The following is a 21,309-nucleotide window of genomic DNA, read 5'->3' as shown; positions in this document are numbered from 1 at the left end:
TAAAATAAGGTCCACTTTAGATAAAGAGGACCTTATTATCTCACTAGCTGTAATGTACTACATCATGCTCATGTGCGTCTGGATCTGGTTGAACTTCATCAGGAGTTTTAATTCCTGGTCCTGCCATTGTTAAATTAATATTAAGAATTGATAATTCAGGATTTCTCCATTCCTTTTTCATTTCATATCACCTCCTTAAATTCTTTTTTTAGAAATCTATATAAAATGAGACTTCTCATAAGGATTTTAAAATCTAAATCTAGGATTAGTTCTGGCTGGGGGTTATCCTTCACTTTTATAAATGCCTGTTTTATTACCTCTAGATTTAAATACTCACCCATAACGGGACTATCAATCATATTTTGAAGTTGTTTTATGAATTCTCCCCAATTGGGTAGCATCCTTTGTATTCCGTCGGCACCTTGAATTCCTTTATAAAGATGATTTAACCTTACTTTATCTGGTAATATATTTTTCGTTGCTCTCCGAATTAAAGCTCTATCCCAACCATTATGAATATATTGTGAATTGGGTACTGACAAACAAAACTGGGCTACTCGTATATCATTTGTTGGATCACGATTCCATATATTGTCTCTTAGCGAAAATTTTGTATCAATGGCTCCATTACTTCGGTAAAATAATTTCTCAAACTGGTTTCTTCTAGCAGTAAACGTATCGGGGATGTCAGAACCATTCGCATGAATATCGAATTTCTGAATACGTTCATAAGCATTCACCTTCATTGCGAAGTCTGGATTAATAATAATTGGCATTAAGTAATCACTATTCGTTTGAGTTAATTGTGGAATGGCTTTTTTCATTAAAACCTGTATTACTCTCTTTCTACCTGTTCCTTTTACATGAATAAACTTGTTTATTTCCTTGTATAAATAGAACCATTGAAAGCTTTTTAACAGCCTCGTATAGTAATCTAAAGCATTCCCCCACGAGATGGTATAATTACCTCGGGCACCATTAAGCATCACTTTTATCCCTTGTTGACTAGCCTCTTGATATATTCCAGAAATCCAATGTGAGTTTTCAAAAAACTTATATGGCATTTCTAAAACCTCTAACCACTCATCAATTACTGAAAATGGACTTCTTTCTGGGAAACTTAGCAGATTAGGTTTAATGTTTCCAACATAGTCAATCGTTGACTGTATATATGGTGTTTCATCGGCAATTTTACTTTTATGTGTCCAATCCTCAAATCCATCTAAAGGTACATAACTATACGTATTCAATTCTTTGTTTTGCTCTTCTAATGTTCTAGCTGCAAAACTAACTACGGAACCAGAATCGAGTCCTCCACTTAATCGGGAACCTACCTTAAAATCGGTTCTCACGTAGTTATTAATCGTTTTTCCAAATACATCTTTAAATGCTTCCACATATTCATCATCAGATTTTAAAATTAGCTCTTCAATTTCTGCCAAATTACAATATCGTGCGAGCTTAACATTACCTTCTTTTACTGTAATAGTATGTGATGGTGGTACTTGCTTTATAGATTCATAGACAGTTGAAGAAGGATCAATTGAATCAAACATATCTGGAATAGCTAAGAAATCTCCAACCCACTGTTCATTCAGCTTCTTTTCAACATATGGAAGTAATAAAATCGGTTTTATTAACGTACAAAAAACGAAATGCTCAATGTTATTGAAATAGTAAAGCGTTCTCGCTCCTGAATAGTCCCTTGCTCCGAATAGCTTCTGTTCTTTTTCATCACAAATAAAAAAGGAGAAGTCACCCACTAGATACTTTGGACAATCTTCTCCCCATTTCTGATAGGCTAATAAAATTAATTGGCTATCAGGTATTGTTTTCTGTTTTTCTTTTGGTACTTGCAGTTTTTCAAATAGCTCCTCTCTATTATCTATGATTGCGTCAGCTGTGATGGCTAGTTTGCTTTCGGTGTCGTAATAAGGAAGTGGTTCTCCTATTGATTCTGGTGTGATCCATTGGGCGTGGCACCCTAAGACGTTGTTTGCTTTGTTCCAGATTTTTGTATCGTCAGCTGGGAACCTTTTTAGGTTATTCATCATAAGAGAGATATGATCGATGTTGATAGGTTCTTTGTTTATGTTGCAGATGCCTGTTATGGCGCTCATTTGTTTCACTTCCTATTTAGTTTTTATCTTTTAAATAGACAACCTTATTTTATCTTCATCTTTGGTTAACCCATTGCTTGAGTTATCCTTTACACTAACTAACTCCCCTTTATTAATCGTAAACACAATATCACAATTCTCTATCGTACTTAATCGATGAGCAATAATAATAAGCGTCTTTTCCCCCTTCAATCCATCAATAGCCTTCATAATCTCTCTTTCCGTTTCATTATCCAATGCAGAGGTCGCTTCATCCATAAATAGTATTTCAGGATTATGATATAGCGCACGTGCAATTCCTATTCTTTGGCGTTGACCTCCTGATAACCTAACCCCTCTTTCACCTACAGCTGTTTCTAACTTATCAGGAAGTGCTTCGACAAATTCTTTCAATTGAGCTTGCTCTAATGCCCTCCACACTTCTGTATCATCAATCTGTTCGCTGTTCATCCCAAAGGCTACATTTGCACGAATTGTATCATCCGATAGAAAAATAGATTGTGGAATATAACCTATTTTTTGTTGCCATATTGTTTTTTGATCAATTAAATCTTTACCATCAACAAAAACACGACCATTTTCTGGAGAATATAGCCCAAGAATAATGTCAACAAGGGTTGTTTTCCCAGCTCCTGACTCCCCTATAAAAGCTACAGATTGGCCGATTGGAATAGTAAGAGACACATTGTTAATTGCATATTCCTTTTGACCTGGATACCGAAAAGAAATTTTACTTAACTGTATCGAGTTATGATAATGTTTTGCTCCCTTATTAATCTCTACTGGAATCGTATTGTTTACATGATTAACCTTTTTATCCAAAAACAAATCCTCATAAACTACATGAAGAGCAGGCAAGCTATACCGTATTGTAGTTATCAATGCAACGAGGCGATTTATGGAAGGCATAAGTCGCATAGCTGCCATCGCGAATAGTGCCATAGTTGACATTAGTTGTGACATATTTGTTCCTTGGAAAATAATAATTAACATCACGATTAGAACGATAGCGACTATCAATGTTTCAATAAAAAACCTAGGTATTATTTCTAACATTTTTATATACCTGATATTGCTTGCATTCCTTTGGCTTTGTTCTGTATAAGAATTAATAAAAAACGACTCTTTTCCCGATACTTTTACTTCTTTACTTGCTCCAAGTCCTTGATTCACCCACTTTATCATCTTACCAGTAACGGCCTGTTGTTCTTTTCCTAATTGATCGATTTTATTTCTTTGAAGTTTAAAGAATAAAAAAATACTTCCACCTAATAAGATAGAAGCAGTTAACAATGCAACAGGAGAAGTTATTAACAACAATATAGATATACATAGTATTACAAGTATTTCAGTAAATAATTGAAATCCAGATATTACAATTCCCTGAAAAACCTTAGTGACTTCTCCATTTACATTTCGGAGTAAGTCTGCTGTATTTCGTTGTAAATGAAAAGTATATGGTTTTATTAAATACTCACTAAATAAACTCCGTGATAGTTTAACTTGCTGGTTTGTAGTCACTCTAACTTGTAAATAGTTAAATAAAAGTAAATATAGATTTTTGAAAACAAATACCGACAGGAGGACTAATACTAGGAATACAATAAAAGCATTTGTTGATTGAAAATTAAACCATTCATATACAGAAGCTAATAAAGCATGTTCCTGAATAATTACTGGATTAGTTATAACTCCAACAAAAGGAGCAATTAACCCAATCCCTAATGTTTCTAAGATTGCTGCTAAAATCATCATAAAAAAAAGAACTATCAGCTTTTTCTTTTCTTTCTTATTAAATAATCTTAATAGTTTATTAATGTTCATTTTCACTTCGAAATAAACTCCTTTAGTAAAAATAAATAATATCTTCTGTTTTTGCATTTACTTTTATTTCTTAGTGTAGTACTAACATTTATTGGTTGTCTTTCCTTTTTCATAAACATCTATGATTTTACCTCAATCATTTTCTATTATATTTTATGAATAGCTATATTTGTTTCTAACCTCTGAATAGGTAGGATGAGGAAGAATTGCAACTGTTTCATCGCCTTCACTCACCTCCACAATATAATTCTTGAATTTCCACCTCTATACTCTCACTAAATTTTTATCTTGAAATATAGTATATTCATGGATTTCCTTTTCTAGATTATTCCATTTATGCATAACTATTTCTAGAGACTCATTACTCTTATGTATAACTATTTCCATTTCTATGGCCTCTTTGAAATATAATAGGTCCATTATTTTATTTATAAATACTCAAATAATCCTGTTACAAATGTACCTTTAGTTTCTTTACATGTGTACTAATGAATACTTTCTATAACTTCGTAAAGTTTTTCCATCTCTTTTGATGTGTCAACAATTTGTTTAGATAGACCATTTATAAGTTTTAATTGCAGCTGTTTATTATCTAATAATTGTCTAATAGCGTTATAGAACTGTTCTTTCTGAAAATCCACAATCAGTCCCGTTTCTCCATGAATAATCTGCTCACTTGCTCCTGTATTAGTAGTTATGATTGGTTTATTAAAAGCCCTAGCCTCTGCAACAGTAATGCTAAACGCCTCATGCCGAGATGGTTGTATATATATATCACAGTCCTTTATAAATGGGTAAGGGTTCTCTTTAGTACCAAGTAAAATGATGTTATTTTCTAAATGGTATTCTCGAATCTTATCCTCCAGTTGCATTTTTGTGCTACCGTCCCCAATTAAATACCAACGAATATTAAATCCCTCACTTACCAACTTTGACATGACACTGGGAATAATATCTTGACCCTTCTCTTCTGACAACCTCCCTACAGTCAGAATACGAGTTCCATCATACTTATCGCTAAAACCCTCACTTTCCTGTGACAGAATTGCCATTTTTTTTTCCACTACAACATTATTAAAGGTGCATGTTTTTTCTTCAAGTATTGGAAATATTTCAACAAACTTTCGTACAGAGAAATCGGATACACAGAATATCTTATCGAATTTAGCATAAAAGCGTTCACCAATTTTTCGTAGAGATTTTTCATAATAGGAGGCATCACAATGTATCCAAAGTACTTTCTTCTTAGATTTAATATTATTCATTACATATATAGTTGGAAAATTTAAGGGACTATGATATGCAATAGCTAGGTCATAAACCGTATTATCTTTAGGAGCCATTCTAGAATAGTATTTATTTTGTTTATAATGGTTAGCATGTTGAATTAATTTAGTGTAAAGACCTGTTTTAAAAGCTGTTGTAATGTCGCCCTTTTTTATATAATTCCACATCCTTTTTGCAACTGTCTTTTCATTACCAAAGATGTTTCTTATTTTTATATATTGTGGTATTTCATTATATAATTCTCCTTCACTAGTCATTAGTTTCACTGTTATTTCATACTTTTCTTTGGGAATATTTTCTAACATAGCAAGTAATGCCTTCTCTATCCCCCCCATTTTCATCCATTGAGTTACTATTAATAATTTTTTTCGCATTTCCATCCTCCTATAAATATCAAATATATTAATTGCTTAGTGATCTTTTACTTTTAATCACTTTTTCGAGTGCTTGATATATCTCATTTTCACTTGTCCCAACAATAAATCCTGTTTCAAAATTAGTTAATTGCTCTTTTGCACCAATAAAATCTGTTGTAATAATGGATTTAAAAAAGCATTTTGCTTCCGCTAATGTTATACAAAACCCTTCATGTCGAGAAGGTTGGACATATATATCGCATTGCTTCATAAAAGGATACGGGTTAGAATAAGCACCCAATAGAACAAAGTTTTCCTCAACGTCATATTTCTTAATAAGCTTCTCATAATCCGATCTGGCTTTGCCTTCGCCTATACAATACCATCTTACTTTGTATCCTTTTTTTCTTAACTTTGTTAAAACTGGAATTACTAAGTCCTGACCCTTTTCCTTACTTAATCGACCAACAGTTAAGATTCTTATCCCTTCAAAGTCGTCTTTAAAACCCTGTCCTTCACCAGCAAGCTTTAATATTAAGTTAGTAGAGATTTTATTTGGATATGCTTCTATCTTGTTTATTAGATTCGGTAAAATATTAGTTAGCTTTTCCTTTCCTTCTTTAGATACCACATATATTTTGTTGAATTTAGGATATAATTTGTTTGCAAATCTAAAATCAAACCCAATCTTAGTCACATCAAAATGAATCCACTGCACTCTTTTCTTTGCTTTAATCTTATGAACAACAAAATAGCTTATGAGATCCATTGGACCAGCATAAGCTACTGCAGTATCGTATCCTTTTTTTAAAGCAGGAGTATCTTTTAAAATGTATTTAAAGAACAGCCCTTTGTTATTTAAGATTTTGGAAAGTAATATTACAATAGAAAATGTAAATCCCTTAATTATATTTCCGTTTACTATATAGCTTTTGAAAGTTTCTTTTGGCGGATTTTGATATATATCCTTGATCTCAGAATAACCATCCACATACTCGACAGTAACCTCTTCTGGTATCTCCTCTAAGAACCCACCATATTTTTCTAACATTAAAATCGTAATATCATACTGTTCTTTCGGCATCTCCGCTATCATATTTAATAATGCCTTCTCTGTCCCTCCAATATTCATATTGATTACCATATATAAAACCTTTATTTTCATACCACTTTCCCACTCCCTATAGGAAGCTGTTCTATTAGACTATAAAACTTTTCAATCTCCTCTGGATTTCCTTTTTTCTCCTTTTGTAAGTAGTTAATAATATTGCCTTTTAGTTCATTATCATTTATTACGCGTAAGATAGCATCACTAATGGCATCTGCATTTATATCTACAACAAGACCATTTTTCTCATGTATCATCTGGTTAAATACTGCGTCAAATCTAGTTGTGACCACTGGAACGTTAAGCATGCGGGCTTCAGCAATAGCCAGGCCAAATCCTTCAAATTTAGAAGTTTGAACATAGAGATCTGCATCTCTAAAATAAGGATAAGGATTAGTCTTTACGCCTAATAGAATAAAATGTTCACTTAAACCATGTTCCTTAATATACTGTTCTATTTCACTTTTTAATGGTCCCTTCCCTAACACGTACCATTTAAAATGAATGTCTTTTTCCTTTAGTTTCTTGCAACTTTCCAGCGCTATATCAAAACCTTTCTGACTGGTTAATCTACCAACTGTTAGAATTCTAATTCCATCAAATATATCAGAAAAACTCCCTCCGATATTTGCCATTCTGTTGATGAAATCTGGATTATTTATATCGTAGATAACCTTTATTTTGTTTTTATAATATGGAAACCTAAATCCTAATTCTTCTCTTACTGAATCTGATACAGCTATAATTCTGTTAAATCGATTGTAGTAATTTTTTTGATATTCAATATCATCTTTATCTATACTATAAATTGCATTAACCCAAGCATACTTTACTTTTGCATTAACTTTTTCAGCAACATAATAAGTAGGAACACCCTGAGCGTAACTAATTGCAACATCGTATAATTTAGGATTTGTTTCTATCACTTTAGAAACACTCTTCCAATATACAATTGCTCGTTTCGTATTATGAAAGTTTCTTTTATATATACCCATAGAATATTTAACTCTCGACTGTAACATTAGAAACCCCTGCTTAGTTAATCCATATTTTATTGATTTAATTAAACTTTTTTGTGCGAAAGTGGTGTATTTTATAGGCCTTAAAACATTAACATCTTTTGGAAGTAATTCTTCTAACGGATTACCATAAGAAAATAACTGTAAATCAACGGAGTACTGTGAGTAATCTAACATGGATAATAATGATACTAGGCTCTTTTCAGCACCAGCAATATCTAAAGAATCAATTACAAATAACAACTGCTTTTTTTTCATTAACCCTCACTCCTAATTCACAAGTTTTCTTTTTGATTTTCCATTTTAGTAGAAAATAGGATATGATCAAAATATTTCTTGGATTTTCTAATATCACCTTGTAGAATAGATTCACTCTTTCTATAATCAATAGCCTTCAATAGAGCTTTTATATTAAAATCAGCATTTATTAGCCTGTCTTCTAAACCTATATCCGCTAAAAAATCTCTCATTCTAGTATTAATCGATTCCTTTCTATTAACAATTGCAAAGTTTCTCTGAAATACCACCGAAAAGACTGCTGCATGAAAGGAATTAGAAAGGATAAAGGATGCATCCCTTATTAAGGAAACAAAAACTTCCGGCCCTACATATTTAAAATATTTATCGGCATAATTTACTTTTCCTGGGTTTATGCTATAGATCTTTAATCCTTTTTTCTCTGATATCTTTTTAGCAAGTTCTCTAATTAAATCATTATTATCAAAATCATAAATTAGAATGTAATCTTCCTTAAATTCATACTCCGCTATTTGATTCCATTCCTCCATACTTAACAAGAGTGTAGGATCAACCACGTGGATAGCATCCTTTATTCCCAACTTATTCAATATAGCAACTCCACTTTTTTCTCTAACACTTACAGTATCAAGGCTTTTTACAGCCTTTCTTACAAAAGGTATATATTGCTGGTCAATCTCTTCAGTAGAAAAACTAGCAGCATAGGAAGCTTTTATACTCTGCTTAGGTGCAAAGTCTAAATAAAAAGCTGGATCCTTCCCATTTTGAAAAACAGTGTTCCAAATTTGATCACTACCACAAATATATACATCTGCAAAAGGCAATTTATCCTTTAATTCTTCGTTTGATTGATACCTTTCCGGAGATAACGTTAAATAAGTTGAGGTAAAGTTATCAAAAGCTTTCTTTCTTTTTAACTCTGGTATTCGCATCGGTACTTTTAGTAACAGATATATCAATCTACTGAATACATTCTGATCCCATTTTGGGTTTGCAATTTTAAATATTTTGTAATGATTACTTAAATAACTCGGTTTATAGTTAATTATTTGAACATTATGCCCCATATTATTTAAATATTTCATTAGAGCATATGCTTGCAAAGAAGCTCCATGGTTATATACATCATGGCAAGTTATTGTATAAATTTTCATTAAATCAACTCTTTCATAACATACTAGTTGGCAGTAAATAGGGTATCCAGTTTACCTAATTCTTTCGCGCCATTGAAATAATTGCTTTTACCACAATTGGATGCAAGTCGCTCCATTAGAAGTTTGCTATCATAGAAACGTTCAACTCCATCAGCAATCCCATCCACCGACAATTCACAAATTATCCCATCCACCCCATTATTAACCTGGCTTTTAGCTGTAGGGTAATTAGTAATTAGTACAGGTTTCCCTAATATTTGCGCCTCCGTAACGGTTACTGCTTTTCCCTCATACCTCGATGGTTGTACATACAAATCAGCAGCTTTCATATAAGGATATGGATTGACTTTTTTTCCAAGTAAAATGAAGGAACTCCCTAAGTTATTTTTCTCAATCAGATTTCTTATCCCCTGTTCCTCTCCACCATACCCAACAACATACCATGCAATATTGTCAAAGCCCTTATCTTTCAATTGCTTTAATGCCAAAACCGCTTGGTCAATACCTTTAGCATGGGATAATCTAGCAACCGTTACTACCTTAAATCGCGAATCTTGATTCAATGGATTTTCAACCTTTTCATTAGCTAGAGTTTGAATCATCTCCGGAGATGTAATATTTTCAATTACTATGGTTTTCTTCTTCAATAGGGGATACTTCTCTAAAAAAGCATTCCTGCAATTCTCCGATACGGATGCAATATGATCAAATTTACTCCAAACGCGAAAATCCCTTTTATTATCAATCTCTAACTTACTGTAATCCGTATGAACCCAAGCAATTTTCTTTTTGGCATCTACGTTATTCGCAACAATATCATGTGGCCATGCATAACTAATAGCGACATCATACTTTTTAGTCAGCTTTGCAATAAGCGGGATAGAGTATTTTAGTACAAGCTGCATTTGAATATAACCTGATCCTTCTGTTAACTTCATCCTTTTAGATTTTATATTTGCCCAAGCTTTGCTTAGTATTCGAACCATAGATAAAGAATATTGTCTTTCTTGTAAACAGGTAGAGATAGACTTTCTAAAAACTGTATATTCTCCCATTTCAGGCAAAACATTTACCTTGCTGGGTATATATTTTAAGAAGTCACCAGTGTGATGGCATATGAATAAATCCACCTCATATTTTCCATAATCAAAGCTTTCTAACATATTAATTAAGCTTCTCTCTATCCCACCTATTTCCATATCAAACATGGATATTAATATTTTTTTCTTCACGATTATCTCCTCAGATTCAAACTGTATCTCGCATCACCTTAGCAGGGTAATGTACAAATTTGTTTTCTCTTTTATTCATATACAATGTGTTACTAGGAATATCGCCTTTTACGACACTTCCAGCAGCAACAATTGAATTATCCCCAATTACTGTATCTCTTAGGATGACAACATTCGCTCCTATCCACACATTCTCACCAATGATAACTTCTCCGCGAAGCAAATGATCCCTATCTTCACCTTTATAGTTATGATCGTGATCATTTATACAAACGTTCGGAGCGATTTTTGTATGTTTCCCAATCCTTATCCTATTCACGCAGTTTATATTGCAATTATCATTGATAAATACATAGTCCTCTATGTCCAGCTGACCACTAAAATCAATACGTATACTAGCATTCTTTCTTATATACACAAACTTCCCTATTCTTACTTTAGATTTCTTATTAAAGATTTCGATTCTACTATTTGCTTGAAGAGAAAAAATAGAAGATTTCATGCCTTTCACATAAAGCAGTTTATAGAAAATAGCCCTAATAATACCTATCACGTGAGAAAGATTCATTAAAAATGTGATATAAATTCCTCTCTCTTTACTCTGTGATTGGATTGTATTCCATATCTTTTTCAATACGTTAAACATTATTTTCTCTCCTAAGGCCGATTCATTTCAATTGCATTTCTAATTCTTTCAATATTATTCCCACCAATTACTTTGGACGTTATCTTTTTCAGATTGCTTTTCAATTTTTGCTTTGGCGACAACCAACTTTGATGAAAATGGTGCATCGTATAGGTTTTGCTCGTTCTAAAACTTCTACAATTTATGTAATCATAAGGTGAAAAATAAGACTGAGGGTAAAACACGCCAACTTCCTGAATCTCTTGATAATGTCCATTTAACTCCACACCAAGCGACTCTATTAATTTAGAAACCATTGCCACATTGGTTAGTGTATTAATGGTCCCGTCTTCTTTAACAAACAGAATGCCTTTATATAAATCTAAAAACTGTTTAATTAACTTATTACCCTTCGCCGCGCCAATTGTACTAGTTGCAATATAATTCCCCTGTTCAAAGCCCCAAAATGAATCATGGTGCAGCAAATTATCAAATGGGAGGAAAACCTCTACATCAGTATCTAAATATATTCCGCCCTCTTCGTACAAGGCTTTAAGTCTTGCATAATCACTAACGAATGCATATTTCTTCTCTTTATATGCCTGCTGAACATAAGAATTACTATTTATGTCAAAATTACTTTCATTCCACTCTACTATTTCATAATCCCATAAAACATCTTGCCAGTTTGCTAGAAATTTCTGAACTTGCTTAGGCTTTTCGTTTCCACCAAACCAACAATAATGAATTCGCTTTGGAATCTTATTTGTACCCATACGGTATTTCTCCCCCTTTAACCGGGATACTAAATATTTGTCTTGCCCTTTTCATTCTGCCACTTCGCAAACTCAATCACAGTCCTAAATCCCTGAAGGTGATGTGTCTTCACACCCGATTCCTTTAATTCCTTCACAAAATCCAACCATTCACTTTCTGTCGGTTCCTCATGAGTTGAATTTGTAGAGATTAACGAACTTACCTCTACCCCCAAAACTAAAGCGACTTTCTCTATAATTTGAATGGAGGGATTTTGATTTAAGTTTCTTTCAATATTACTTAAATAAGATTTAGATATATTTGCTCTCTCTGCACACTCTGATAATGTCATCCCTCTGCTCTTACGTATTTTTTGTATCTTATCTCCAATCATTAGCTATACCTCATATTCTAGAAATTTATAATCCACCCTTTTACTATTAAAATGAACCATCACATCCTTGATACATTGAATCACTCTTTGTTGCTCAACTTCCGTTAAACTTGAACCTGACGGAAGACAAATACCTGTTTTAAACAATGATTCCGCAATATGTTCTCCCTTCTTATGTGCAAAGTATTTCGCCTTATGAAAAAGGGGCTGTAGATGCAGTGGTTTCCATACTGGTCTTGCTTCTATATTTTCTCTATTTAAAGCCTCTAAGATGTTCTTTACTTTTACTCCTGCTCCTTCATTAATCGTAAAAGTACTAAGCCACCGATTACTGTGGGTATCTGTTAATTCTTCCATAAAATGAATGTCTGGGAACTCATTCAATTTATTCTTGTAAGTTTCAAAGATCATTCTTCTTGCAGCAACTCTTTCTTCTAACACCTCTAGCTGGGCTCTTCCAACTCCTGCTAATAGATTACTCAATCGGTAATTAAATCCCATCGTACTATGTTGGTAGTGTGGTGCTGGATCACGTGCTTGTGTTGCTAAAAAACGTGCCTTATCAAGCTCTTCTACATCATCAGAAATAAGTACTCCGCCTCCGGATGTCGTAAGAATCTTATTTCCATTAAAAGAGTAGATACCAAACTTCCCAAAAGTACCACTGGCTCTCCCTTTATAAATCGTTCCAAGAGACTCAGCAGCGTCTTCTATCATTGGCACTTCATATCGATTGCAGATTTCTATAATTTCTTCCATTTTTGAGCTTTGGCCGTATAAGTTCACTACGATTACAGCTTTAGGAAGCTTCCCTTCTATAACGGACGCTTGAAAAGCCTTTTCCAAAGCCCTTGGTGACATATTCCATGACACTGGTTCAGAATCAATAAAAACCGGCTCGGCTCCCTGATAAAGAATGGGATTAGCGCTGGCAACAAAGGTTAAAGTTGAACAAAAAACCGTATCTCCCTTTTGAATATGCAATAAAGAAAGAGCAAGGTGAATGGCTGCCGTACCAGAACTTAATGCCACAGCCCCTCTTGCTCCTACTTTTTCCGCTATTTCCTTTTCAAACGCATCGACATTTGGTCCAAGTGGTGCGATCCAATTAGTGTCAAATGCCTCTTTGAGATACTTCCATTCTTTCCCACTCATATGTGGTGGGGAAAGGAAAATTCGTGATTCAGACATGATGACCACCACCTCTCTTCTATAGAATGACTTTATGATTGATCCTCTCAATAATTCTTGTAGGGCTGCCGACAGCTTTAGTATATGCCGGAATATGTTCAATTACCGTTGATCCAGCTCCAATAATAGACCAGCTTCCTAGATGCTTGCTTGGAATAATGGTTGCAGAAGAACCAATATGGACTCCTTCTCCAGTTGAAACATTTCCGGTTAGTGTGACATTTGGTGAAAGATGCGTATAATCCCCAATCCTGTTATCATGCTCAACGATAGCACCTGTATTAATGATACAGTGGGATCCAATCTCTGAATTTGCGTTGACTACTACGTTGGGCATGACAACTGTCCCATAACCCACCTTAGAAGTTGGACTAATAATTGCAGTAGGATGAATAAGGGGTGCATAGGCTTCTTTTGGCAGCGCCAATTGTTGTACAATTTTTCTCCTTATTAGATTGTCTCCAATTGCAATTACTAGTTTGATATCTTCTTGCAATAATTTAACTAGGAAGGATACGGGTGCATGAATAATCCCTCTGGTTTGAAATCCATCGTGATATTTATCATCCAGCACTGCAATCACTTCATATTTCCCACTGACAAAAACCATTTCCTGTATCACTTTGCTGTGCCCGCCATCTCCGATAATGATGATTTTCACACTACATCACTTCTTTCGACCCTTGAAATTTAATAGCTGTCACCTCGTCCTGCGCACTTATTCCTTCTCTTTTCATTACTTTTACGATAGTTAAAAGTAAAATTTTGCAATCTAACAGCAAGCTCTGATTTTGTACATACCAAATATCGTGTTCAAATTTCTCCTCCCACGATATTGCGTTTCTCCCATTTACTTGTGCCCAACCTGTTATTCCTGGCTTAACATGGTGCCTGGTAAATTGCTCTTTTGTATATAACGGTAGATATTCCATCAATAAAGGTCTTGGACCAACAAGGCTCATATCTCCTTTTAGTACATTAAGAAATTGAGGCAATTCATCTAGACTAAGCTTGCGAAGGAGCGCACCTAAAGGAGTTAGTCGTTTTTTATCAGGTAATATTTCTCCCCGACGATTCACTTCATCCGTCATCGTTCTAAATTTATTAAGCACAAAGGGCCTTCCATTTAGACCAGGCCGTTGTTGTTTAAATAATACAGGACTCCCCATCTGCCATTTTATTGTGACTGTGATAATCAAATAAACTGGTGACAAGATAACGATCATACAGAAGGAGATACAAAAATCCATCAGTCGTTTCAGATTTCTCACCCCTTAAACTGAGTTTCCTCAGAGGTATACATGATAAGTAACTGGTTTCGAAGATCATTTATCATTTCCGTTGCAGTTACTTCTTTTGCTTGAATCCCTTTTTCGTAAACTTTTAGCAATACTTCTTGCAATTGACTGGGTGTAATTTTATTGAATGATTTTTGCATGGTTTATCCCTCTTTTTATGGTCTTTCCTATGCTGGAAGTTGGTGAGACTCATCTTCTGTTTGGAGCAGTTTTAAATGAGTTTACATTTTAGCCATTAAAAAAACCGGCTGCTTGCTGCACCGGAGTTATATCCTTGCTAATTTGATTATGACTTCTATACCCATCTGGATTATTACTCTGCCACTTCCAAGTATCTCGACACATTTCTTCTAACTGTTTTTCTGCTTTCCAACCAAGTTTTAGGCTTGCTTTCATTGGATCAGCATAGCAAGTGCTAATATCTCCCGGGCGACGTTCTGTGATTTGATAAGGGATTGTAGCATCTGTTACCTTTTCAAAGACTTGGATTACTTCTAAAACACTGTATCCCTTTCCCGTCCCTAAGTTATATGCATCGATTCCAACGGTTTCCTGCACTTTTTCTAAAGCCTTCAAATGCCCTATTGCAAGGTCTACCACATGGATATAATCTCTTACACCTGTACCATCCTTGGTTGGGTAGTCATTACCAAATACCTGAAGTACTTTTCGTTTACCAGTTGCCACTTGGGAAATATATGGCATTAGATTATTTGGAATTCCAGATGGGTCCTCGCCGATTAAGCCGCTAGAATGAGCTCCAATTGGATTAAAATACCTTAACAAAGCGATACTCCAAGCAGGATCAGAAAATGCAATATCCCGTAGCATTTCTTCTATCAATAACTTAGTTCTTCCATATGGATTCGTTGCTTCAAGCCTCATATCTTCAGTAATTGGCACCTTTTCTGGCGTACCATAAACCGTTGCCGAGGAGCTGAACACCAACTTCTTCACACCAAACTGCTGCATCGTTTCACATAAATTCATGGTGCTTACCATATTCGTTCTATAGTATTGAAGTGGGACAGAAACAGACTCCCCAACCGCCTTTAAACCAGCAAAATGAATGACTGCTTCAATATGGTTCTCTGAAAAAACGTCCAAAACTGCTTTTTTATCTAGTAGATCTGCATGATAGAATTTCAGAGATTTTCCAGTTATCTCTTTCACTCTATTTAACGCCTCTGGATGACTATTCATAAAGTTATCTAATACGATAACATCGCATCCCTGATTTAAAAGCTCGACACATGTATGGGAGCCAATGTATCCTGCTCCACCCGTAACCAGAATGGCCATTGATTTCCCTCCTTTACCTGAATTCACCAAATGAAATAATCACTTGTATAATTAATATTTAATGCAATAACACTTTCATAGTAATAATAAGCAAGGTAGCAAATGATGATAATGAAATAAATGAGTTTTTGGTCCTTTTCTTTGAACAACTTGGGCAACCAAGAAATTAATATGAGTGAGTATAATTGAAAATAGATTGAAACCCTAGCAAATATCCATTGATTCGTTGATATTGCCATAAAAACAAACCCAACTAAGGCCATATTTACAATAACGTCACTTTTCGGGAAAATGTGCCTTAATTTCTTCCTCCCCAAATAAGCTACAGCAAGAGGGGCCGCTTCCACCGCAACTCTTACGATATTTGCTCCACCTTCATTAAAATCCACATATCCGCTGTATTGTGTGTCTTCCAGAGCAGTGAATAAGATGGAGGAGAATTGTTCGTAACCAAACACAATGATTACAGAAAAGATTATTAAAGAAACAGTGGCAGTAGACCATGCTTTAAATCGTACAAAGAAATAAATAGGCAGTAAGATCAGTGCGCTTTGATGAAATAATGATGCAACAACTATAATTAACGCATATCTTATTAAGTTTCCCTCGATTAAAAACTTTATAGCGGCAAAAGCGATTGCTGCAGCTAGTAACTGTCTTATTCCATTCATCGATACTAAGAAAAGTCCGCCTGTGATATAGACGTACAAGCTTAACTCAATCATTCTTGAATAGTGGAACAGCACAGAGATAATGATTACATTTGTCAGCAAAGCCGCTGTGAATATTAGAACTTGTGAGTCTTGAGACACATAATTTTTGAGAAACATCTGAAGTATTCCAAAGCCAATATCTTTATCTGCTGAAATAAGCTCCCACGTAAATTCCTTATTTTCAAAGCTCTTACGATAAACAAATGTATCCCCAATCCCCTGTCTAAGCCCTGAAATTAAAACAAGGGAAGAGAGTGATCCCAATATTAAAAGTCTATTAGGTTTTATTGTAAGGCTCCCTATCTCACTAGCCATTATAGGTGTGGCAAAGTACCTTGCAAATAGAGCGAACAAAAATACGATGCATAAGTTTATCCAAAGTAATGTCATTTGCATTAACCCTTTCGACTCACTTAGAGTAAATCTCAACCATTAAGCTACTTTATTCCTTTTCATGACAGTTTTATTATTTGTATGATTAATATAGAGATTTAATAAAACACCAAAGGGCGTAGCCAATAATGTTGTTAGTTTACATGGAGAGTCATTAATGTAACGGTAGTTTTTTAACATTAAGTTACTCGATACATAATGAATAGCTTCCCTAAATCTATCTTTATATGTTGGTGAAAATTTCATTGCAACTTTTCTAAATGCAGAAAAACCCTTTGGATTTCTTCTATACTGATTAATCATATTTAAACTTGAACCATCTTCTTGATACTCAACGTGACATAGAACTTGATTTAAGATTAATAGAGGGCATTCCTGGTCAATTAATACATATTTAAAGCTCAATGGACAGTATTTTTCATCTGCGTACAAGGGATACGCAGGTACTTTATTTGTCAACTCCGTTCTATACACTAACTTTTTATCTCCTTTCACATGATGCTTAGCATATAAACCGGTTAATGTAGAAGCCTTTATTTCCCGTGGTAACTCTGTTCCAATAACTTTTCCATCATAAGTTGCATCCAGTCCTACAATACCAGCATAGTTTTGATTACCATGCTCCTTCCAGAATGTAATGATCTTTTCAATAGCATCTTCTGCAAGGTAGTCATCAGAGTCAATACATGTATTTAATTCTGTTTCGATTCGCTTATATGCTGTATTATGTGCCCCATGCATTCCCTGATTTTCTTGGAAAAAGTACTGAATAGTAATTCTATCCTCATTAATCCATTCTTTGACTAGATTATTTGTATTATCTGTAGAGCCATCATCTATTACTAACCAGATAAAATCCTTACATTTTTGGTTTACTAAGCTTCTATATAATTGCGGAAGTAAATGAGCTCGATTATATGTTGGTGTAAAAACTGTCAAAGGGGGATTCATCACTTCTCTCCTCCCGCTGCTTGCTGATAGTAATAGTTTGATAGCCATCTAACCGAAGTAGAGATATCGTAACCACTCTCTTCTAGCATCTTAGATGTGTTTGTATGCTCGTAGGTGGTATTTAGAATAATATCCGCCCATTTCTCAGGAGTTTCATTTAAACTAACAAATTGCAATTTCCCTGTTTTATCAACCTCATCTGTAATTGTATTTGATACAACACAGGTTAATCCGGCGGCTTGTGCCTCAATTAATACTACTGGCAATCCTTCAAATAGGGATGGAAATAAAAAGATATCAAAAGCTTGCATAAACTCGTGAATATTACTTCTCACTCCAAGGAATATCACATTAGTTTTTAATCCTAATTCAAACACTTTCTCTTCTATTGATCTTCTTAGGTCACCATCCCCTGCCAAAACTAATACAGCATGTGGGTTTCTTTTTACTACTTCCTTAAATATTTCTAGTAAGAAAGAGTGATTTTTTTGCTTGTTGAACCTACCGACATGCCCAATAACGAATTTATCCTCTATATTCAACTCTTTTCTTAATTTAACTCGTATATCATCGTTTGGTGTGAATTCATTTACATCCACCGCATTATTTAACACAGTTAGCCTCTCATGAATATGATTACCAAATAACCATTCACCAGCTTTTTTTGAACAAGCAAAATAACTAGTAGGATTTTTCCTCATTAAGAATCTTGCGTACAGTCGAAAAGGTATTTTGTAATCTAGCGATAAGTCGCTTAAATGACTGTGCGCAATACGGCAAGATATCCCAGCTTTCTTAGCCGCTCTAAGAACAAAACTGCTATTTTCATTAATGTGTGAATGAACTACCTGATACTTATGATGAGCAAAAAAATCATCTAACTCTTTAAAATATCTTTGGTAATTCCCTGGTCTAATTGGAGGCATTCTATAAATCCTTCCTCCTAATCTTTCTATCTCATCGTCATAATCACCGCGTTGGTCTCTATGGACCATAAAGTCAAATTGAATTTTATCCCGATCGATATGCCGATAATAATTCATCAGCATCGTCTCAAGTCCACCACGATTCATGATTGTCACTACTTGCAACACTCTAATGGCTTCCATATTTGTCACCTCAAAGTTATATAATCTTTCTCAATCTATCTATCCCAGATAACATAAAATAGACTGCTAGCGCCCTTTTGGTTTTTACACATATGTAGAATAGTTTCCAATGAATTGCTAGATACTTAAATTCAAATTCATGGATTGCATTTTGTATGGATTTATTCGTTAATATTCCTTTAATATTTTTAACCTTTGATGGAATAGAAGATGTATTGTCCTTACAAATTTCATTAAACCCCAGGCCTAAGGTAGTAAGACTAATTCGATTTTTCAATGCTGTATGATATTCTATTCCTAATTTTTTCTCTTCAATAAAATCATAGATTAATTGATAGAGGTTGGAATACTTATCTATTAAATCTGGTTTATATTTAGTAGTAATAGAGTTTTCATTCCCTCGCCAATAATGGTAATAAGGAGTATTTAAAAAAATGAATTTCTCTGTGTGATATAATGCCTTTATATTAAAAAAGGTGTCTTCATTTGTACCTATTGTTTTCAAATCCATGAATCGAAGTTCATTCTTTTTGATTAACTCCGCTTTGTAAATCTTTGACCAAACAGTTCCCCATGCATCCAATAGCTCTGGATTCGCTACCTCTTCCTTAATCGGTCCAATTAATCTCCTTAACATCTTTTCTCTCACATCAAGTCCCTGGTAGATCGTCTTTTTTGGGTGATGAAAGTCTTTTTCCTTCGAGCTATTTTCAAATTCACTCTTATAGGAACACATGACAATGTCTGCATCTTCCTCAATCGCCAACCTGTACATTTCTTCGTACATGTTGCCGTCTACCCAGTCATCAGGATCCACGAAGCCTATAAATTCGCCTGCTGCGTTTCGGATACCGGCATTTCTTGCTGCAGATACTCCATTATTTTGCTGATTTATTACCTTTATACGTTTGTCTTTGTGTGAGTAGTTATTTAAGATTTCTCCGCTTTTATCCGTTGACCCATCATTTACTGCAATAATCTCAATATCCTCTATTTCTTGTGACAGTAGACTTTCCAAGCATCGTTTAAGATAAGCCTCAACATTATATATAGGCACGATGATACTTATTTTTGGTTTCACTTTCATCCCCCATATAGCTAGAATAAGTACTAAATAATTCCTTACTAACTCGATGAACAGAAAATAGGTGTATTATTTCTAAACTTTTTTCCTGCTGTCCTTGCTGAAGTTCTGGAGAATGAAAAAGCTTTAATATACAATCTGCAAAGTGCGTTCTATCTGCTCTCTGTATTAAGTAGCCATTCTCCCCATTCCGAACCAACTCTCGATGCCCCCGATTATCCACTGCCACAACTGGCAATCCACAAGCCATTGCTTCCATAATGTTCACCGGCAAGCCTTCCCGCAAACTGGACGCTACCGCAACATCACACATCGGCAATATCGCATCAATGTCTTTTCTAAATCCTAGAAAATCCACCATATGCTCGATTCCAAGTTCCCTCGCTAGTTGCCGGCACTTCTCAAGCAATGTACCCTCACCCGCCAATAGTAGCCTTGCAGAAGGAACTTTTTCTTTTATGCTGGCTAAAACATGAAGAAGGAATTCCTGATTCTTATTTTTGTTAAATTCTGCCGCGTAAAATAACAAAAAGTCATCCGCTCCATATCCGAATGACTTTCTTGATTCTATCTTTTCTTTTTCAGTAATAGGCTTAAATCTATCTGTGTCTACGCCTACTCCGTGCACATGCTCAATGACCCCCGCATGAAAACGATGCTTCGTTGCTAATTGATAATCCTCTTGATTAATCGTAATCAGTGTATCTGTATACTTTGATAAAAATCTCTCTATTGGATAGTAAATCATCCAATTTGCTAGTGGTGCCCCTTTGCAAAAATGAAATCCATGAGCGGTGTAGATCACCTTTGTGCCATTTTTTCTTTGCCCTCTCGCAGCAAGTCGAGCTAGAACACCACCTAGTGGCGTATGACAATGAATAATATCATAATCATAGTTATCTACTATTTTTTTTAGCATCTTATAAGCTACTATATTTTCACGACGAAAAGGAGAGCGCTGAATTGGAATATTGTATTTTCTGTCTGTATAAGGCAACTCCATCTCACCTGAGGCAGCTACCTCTACCTCCCAACCTTGTTCTTTAAACCATCTCATATATGGCAGGTGAAAAGCTTTGAAGTGATAATCGACGGTTGCACAAAACAATATCTTCTTCTCCATTTCATCACCCTT

Annotated in this window: 21 protein-coding genes; all 21 read right to left on the bottom strand. The window is 34.7% G+C overall.

Annotation, left to right across the window (positions count from 1 at the left end):
* Positions 1 to 43: 43 nt before the first annotated feature.
* Positions 44 to 181 (bottom strand): paeninodin family lasso peptide, encoded by a 138-nt coding sequence (locus D8M04_RS14555; protein ID WP_121524139.1) that lies wholly within the window; start codon positions 179 to 181, stop codon positions 44 to 46.
* A 1-nt stretch (position 182) separates the two neighbouring features.
* On the bottom strand, positions 183 to 2,120 hold the full coding sequence (locus D8M04_RS14550; protein WP_121524138.1) for an asparagine synthase-related protein: 1,938 nt from the start codon (positions 2,118 to 2,120) through the stop codon (positions 183 to 185).
* A 30-nt stretch (positions 2,121 to 2,150) separates the two neighbouring features.
* Positions 2,151 to 3,944 carry an ABC transporter ATP-binding protein gene (locus D8M04_RS14545; RefSeq protein WP_121524313.1) on the bottom strand — a complete coding sequence of 598 codons (1,794 nt, stop codon included), beginning with the start codon at positions 3,942 to 3,944 and terminating at the stop codon, positions 2,151 to 2,153.
* A gap of 485 nt (positions 3,945 to 4,429) precedes the next feature.
* Positions 4,430 to 5,605, bottom strand: coding sequence for a glycosyltransferase (locus D8M04_RS14540; protein WP_158595138.1), 1,176 nt, complete (start codon positions 5,603 to 5,605; stop codon positions 4,430 to 4,432).
* A gap of 28 nt (positions 5,606 to 5,633) precedes the next feature.
* Entirely contained in the window at positions 5,634 to 6,752 is a 1,119-nt protein-coding gene (locus D8M04_RS14535; RefSeq protein WP_121524136.1) for a glycosyltransferase, read from the bottom strand.
* Positions 6,749 to 7,972 carry a glycosyltransferase gene (locus D8M04_RS14530; protein WP_121524135.1) on the bottom strand — a complete coding sequence of 408 codons (1,224 nt, stop codon included), beginning with the start codon at positions 7,970 to 7,972 and terminating at the stop codon, positions 6,749 to 6,751. The genes D8M04_RS14535 and D8M04_RS14530 overlap by 4 nt, the downstream gene beginning before the upstream one ends.
* Before the next feature lie 17 nt (positions 7,973 to 7,989).
* Positions 7,990 to 9,126 carry a polysaccharide pyruvyl transferase family protein gene (locus tag D8M04_RS14525; RefSeq protein WP_121524134.1) on the bottom strand — a complete coding sequence of 379 codons (1,137 nt, stop codon included), beginning with the start codon at positions 9,124 to 9,126 and terminating at the stop codon, positions 7,990 to 7,992.
* 23 nt (positions 9,127 to 9,149) lie between these two features.
* Positions 9,150 to 10,325: a glycosyltransferase gene (locus D8M04_RS14520; RefSeq protein WP_121524312.1), complete on the bottom strand. Its 1,176-nt coding sequence runs from the start codon at positions 10,323 to 10,325 to the stop codon at positions 9,150 to 9,152.
* A gap of 49 nt (positions 10,326 to 10,374) precedes the next feature.
* On the bottom strand, positions 10,375 to 11,004 hold the full coding sequence (locus tag D8M04_RS14515) for an acyltransferase (protein WP_121524133.1): 630 nt from the start codon (positions 11,002 to 11,004) through the stop codon (positions 10,375 to 10,377).
* 11 nt (positions 11,005 to 11,015) lie between these two features.
* On the bottom strand, positions 11,016 to 11,759 hold the full coding sequence (locus tag D8M04_RS14510; RefSeq protein ID WP_121524132.1) for a glycosyltransferase family 32 protein: 744 nt from the start codon (positions 11,757 to 11,759) through the stop codon (positions 11,016 to 11,018).
* A 29-nt stretch (positions 11,760 to 11,788) separates the two neighbouring features.
* Complete coding sequence (locus D8M04_RS14505; protein ID WP_121524131.1) at positions 11,789 to 12,133, bottom strand: helix-turn-helix domain-containing protein; 345 nt, start codon at positions 12,131 to 12,133, stop codon at positions 11,789 to 11,791.
* A 3-nt stretch (positions 12,134 to 12,136) separates the two neighbouring features.
* The gene (locus D8M04_RS14500; protein ID WP_121524130.1) at positions 12,137 to 13,324 is read right to left on the bottom strand and encodes a DegT/DnrJ/EryC1/StrS family aminotransferase; all 1,188 of its coding nucleotides are present in this window, start codon (positions 13,322 to 13,324) and stop codon (positions 12,137 to 12,139) included.
* A 19-nt stretch (positions 13,325 to 13,343) separates the two neighbouring features.
* Positions 13,344 to 13,985, bottom strand: a complete 642-nt coding sequence (locus D8M04_RS14495) for an acetyltransferase (protein ID WP_121524129.1) — start codon at positions 13,983 to 13,985, stop codon at positions 13,344 to 13,346.
* 1 nt (position 13,986) lies between these two features.
* Positions 13,987 to 14,574: a sugar transferase gene (locus D8M04_RS14490; RefSeq protein ID WP_121524128.1), complete on the bottom strand. Its 588-nt coding sequence runs from the start codon at positions 14,572 to 14,574 to the stop codon at positions 13,987 to 13,989.
* A 17-nt stretch (positions 14,575 to 14,591) separates the two neighbouring features.
* Positions 14,592 to 14,762, bottom strand: coding sequence for a YwzD family small protein (locus tag D8M04_RS20045; protein WP_158595137.1), 171 nt, complete (start codon positions 14,760 to 14,762; stop codon positions 14,592 to 14,594).
* A gap of 88 nt (positions 14,763 to 14,850) precedes the next feature.
* Complete coding sequence (gene galE, locus D8M04_RS14485) at positions 14,851 to 15,924, bottom strand: UDP-glucose 4-epimerase GalE (protein ID WP_121524127.1); 1,074 nt, start codon at positions 15,922 to 15,924, stop codon at positions 14,851 to 14,853.
* 23 nt (positions 15,925 to 15,947) lie between these two features.
* Positions 15,948 to 17,027 carry an EpsG family protein gene (locus D8M04_RS14480; protein ID WP_121524126.1) on the bottom strand — a complete coding sequence of 360 codons (1,080 nt, stop codon included), beginning with the start codon at positions 17,025 to 17,027 and terminating at the stop codon, positions 15,948 to 15,950.
* Between the two features lie 42 nt (positions 17,028 to 17,069).
* Positions 17,070 to 17,981, bottom strand: a complete 912-nt coding sequence (locus tag D8M04_RS14475) for a glycosyltransferase family 2 protein (RefSeq protein ID WP_121524125.1) — start codon at positions 17,979 to 17,981, stop codon at positions 17,070 to 17,072.
* Positions 17,981 to 19,090, bottom strand: coding sequence for a glycosyltransferase family 1 protein (locus tag D8M04_RS14470; protein ID WP_121524124.1), 1,110 nt, complete (start codon positions 19,088 to 19,090; stop codon positions 17,981 to 17,983). The genes D8M04_RS14475 and D8M04_RS14470 overlap by 1 nt, the downstream gene beginning before the upstream one ends.
* A 16-nt stretch (positions 19,091 to 19,106) precedes the next feature.
* Positions 19,107 to 20,171, bottom strand: a complete 1,065-nt coding sequence (locus D8M04_RS14465; protein WP_121524123.1) for a glycosyltransferase family 2 protein — start codon at positions 20,169 to 20,171, stop codon at positions 19,107 to 19,109.
* On the bottom strand, positions 20,134 to 21,297 hold the full coding sequence (locus tag D8M04_RS14460; RefSeq protein ID WP_121524122.1) for a glycosyltransferase family 4 protein: 1,164 nt from the start codon (positions 21,295 to 21,297) through the stop codon (positions 20,134 to 20,136). Before D8M04_RS14460 ends, D8M04_RS14465 begins: the two co-directional genes overlap by 38 nt.
* Positions 21,298 to 21,309: the final 12 nt, after the last annotated feature.

Source organism: Oceanobacillus piezotolerans (assembly GCF_003665065.1).
Taxonomy (GTDB): domain Bacteria; phylum Bacillota; class Bacilli; order Bacillales; family Amphibacillaceae; genus Oceanobacillus; species Oceanobacillus piezotolerans.
This window is presented reverse-complemented; position numbering and strand designations above follow the sequence as displayed.

What these genes read in the sequence shown, in the direction of transcription:
- D8M04_RS14510 (WP_121524132.1), bottom strand. Translation starts at nt 11,759, where the DNA reads ATGGGTACAAATAAGATTCCAAAGCGAATTCATTATTGTTGGTTTGGT.
- D8M04_RS14550 (WP_121524138.1), bottom strand. Translation starts at nt 2,120, where the DNA reads ATGAGCGCCATAACAGGCATCTGCAACATAAACAAAGAACCTATCAAC.
- D8M04_RS14540 (WP_158595138.1), bottom strand. Translation starts at nt 5,605, where the DNA reads ATGCGAAAAAAATTATTAATAGTAACTCAATGGATGAAAATGGGGGGG.
- D8M04_RS14480 (WP_121524126.1), bottom strand. Translation starts at nt 17,027, where the DNA reads ATGACATTACTTTGGATAAACTTATGCATCGTATTTTTGTTCGCTCTA.
- D8M04_RS14475 (WP_121524125.1), bottom strand. Translation starts at nt 17,981, where the DNA reads ATGAATCCCCCTTTGACAGTTTTTACACCAACATATAATCGAGCTCAT.
- D8M04_RS14530 (WP_121524135.1), bottom strand. Translation starts at nt 7,972, where the DNA reads ATGAAAAAAAAGCAGTTGTTATTTGTAATTGATTCTTTAGATATTGCT.
- D8M04_RS14555 (WP_121524139.1), bottom strand. Translation starts at nt 181, where the DNA reads ATGAAAAAGGAATGGAGAAATCCTGAATTATCAATTCTTAATATTAAT.
- D8M04_RS14470 (WP_121524124.1), bottom strand. Translation starts at nt 19,090, where the DNA reads ATGGAAGCCATTAGAGTGTTGCAAGTAGTGACAATCATGAATCGTGGT.
- D8M04_RS14515 (WP_121524133.1), bottom strand. Translation starts at nt 11,004, where the DNA reads ATGTTTAACGTATTGAAAAAGATATGGAATACAATCCAATCACAGAGT.
- D8M04_RS20045 (WP_158595137.1), bottom strand. Translation starts at nt 14,762, where the DNA reads ATGCAAAAATCATTCAATAAAATTACACCCAGTCAATTGCAAGAAGTA.
- D8M04_RS14460 (WP_121524122.1), bottom strand. Translation starts at nt 21,297, where the DNA reads ATGGAGAAGAAGATATTGTTTTGTGCAACCGTCGATTATCACTTCAAA.
- D8M04_RS14505 (WP_121524131.1), bottom strand. Translation starts at nt 12,133, where the DNA reads ATGATTGGAGATAAGATACAAAAAATACGTAAGAGCAGAGGGATGACA.
- D8M04_RS14525 (WP_121524134.1), bottom strand. Translation starts at nt 9,126, where the DNA reads ATGAAAATTTATACAATAACTTGCCATGATGTATATAACCATGGAGCT.
- D8M04_RS14490 (WP_121524128.1), bottom strand. Translation starts at nt 14,574, where the DNA reads ATGGATTTTTGTATCTCCTTCTGTATGATCGTTATCTTGTCACCAGTT.
- D8M04_RS14520 (WP_121524312.1), bottom strand. Translation starts at nt 10,325, where the DNA reads ATGGAAATAGGTGGGATAGAGAGAAGCTTAATTAATATGTTAGAAAGC.
- D8M04_RS14500 (WP_121524130.1), bottom strand. Translation starts at nt 13,324, where the DNA reads ATGTCTGAATCACGAATTTTCCTTTCCCCACCACATATGAGTGGGAAA.
- galE (WP_121524127.1), bottom strand. Translation starts at nt 15,924, where the DNA reads ATGGCCATTCTGGTTACGGGTGGAGCAGGATACATTGGCTCCCATACA.
- D8M04_RS14535 (WP_121524136.1), bottom strand. Translation starts at nt 6,752, where the DNA reads ATGAAAATAAAGGTTTTATATATGGTAATCAATATGAATATTGGAGGG.
- D8M04_RS14545 (WP_121524313.1), bottom strand. Translation starts at nt 3,944, where the DNA reads ATGAACATTAATAAACTATTAAGATTATTTAATAAGAAAGAAAAGAAA.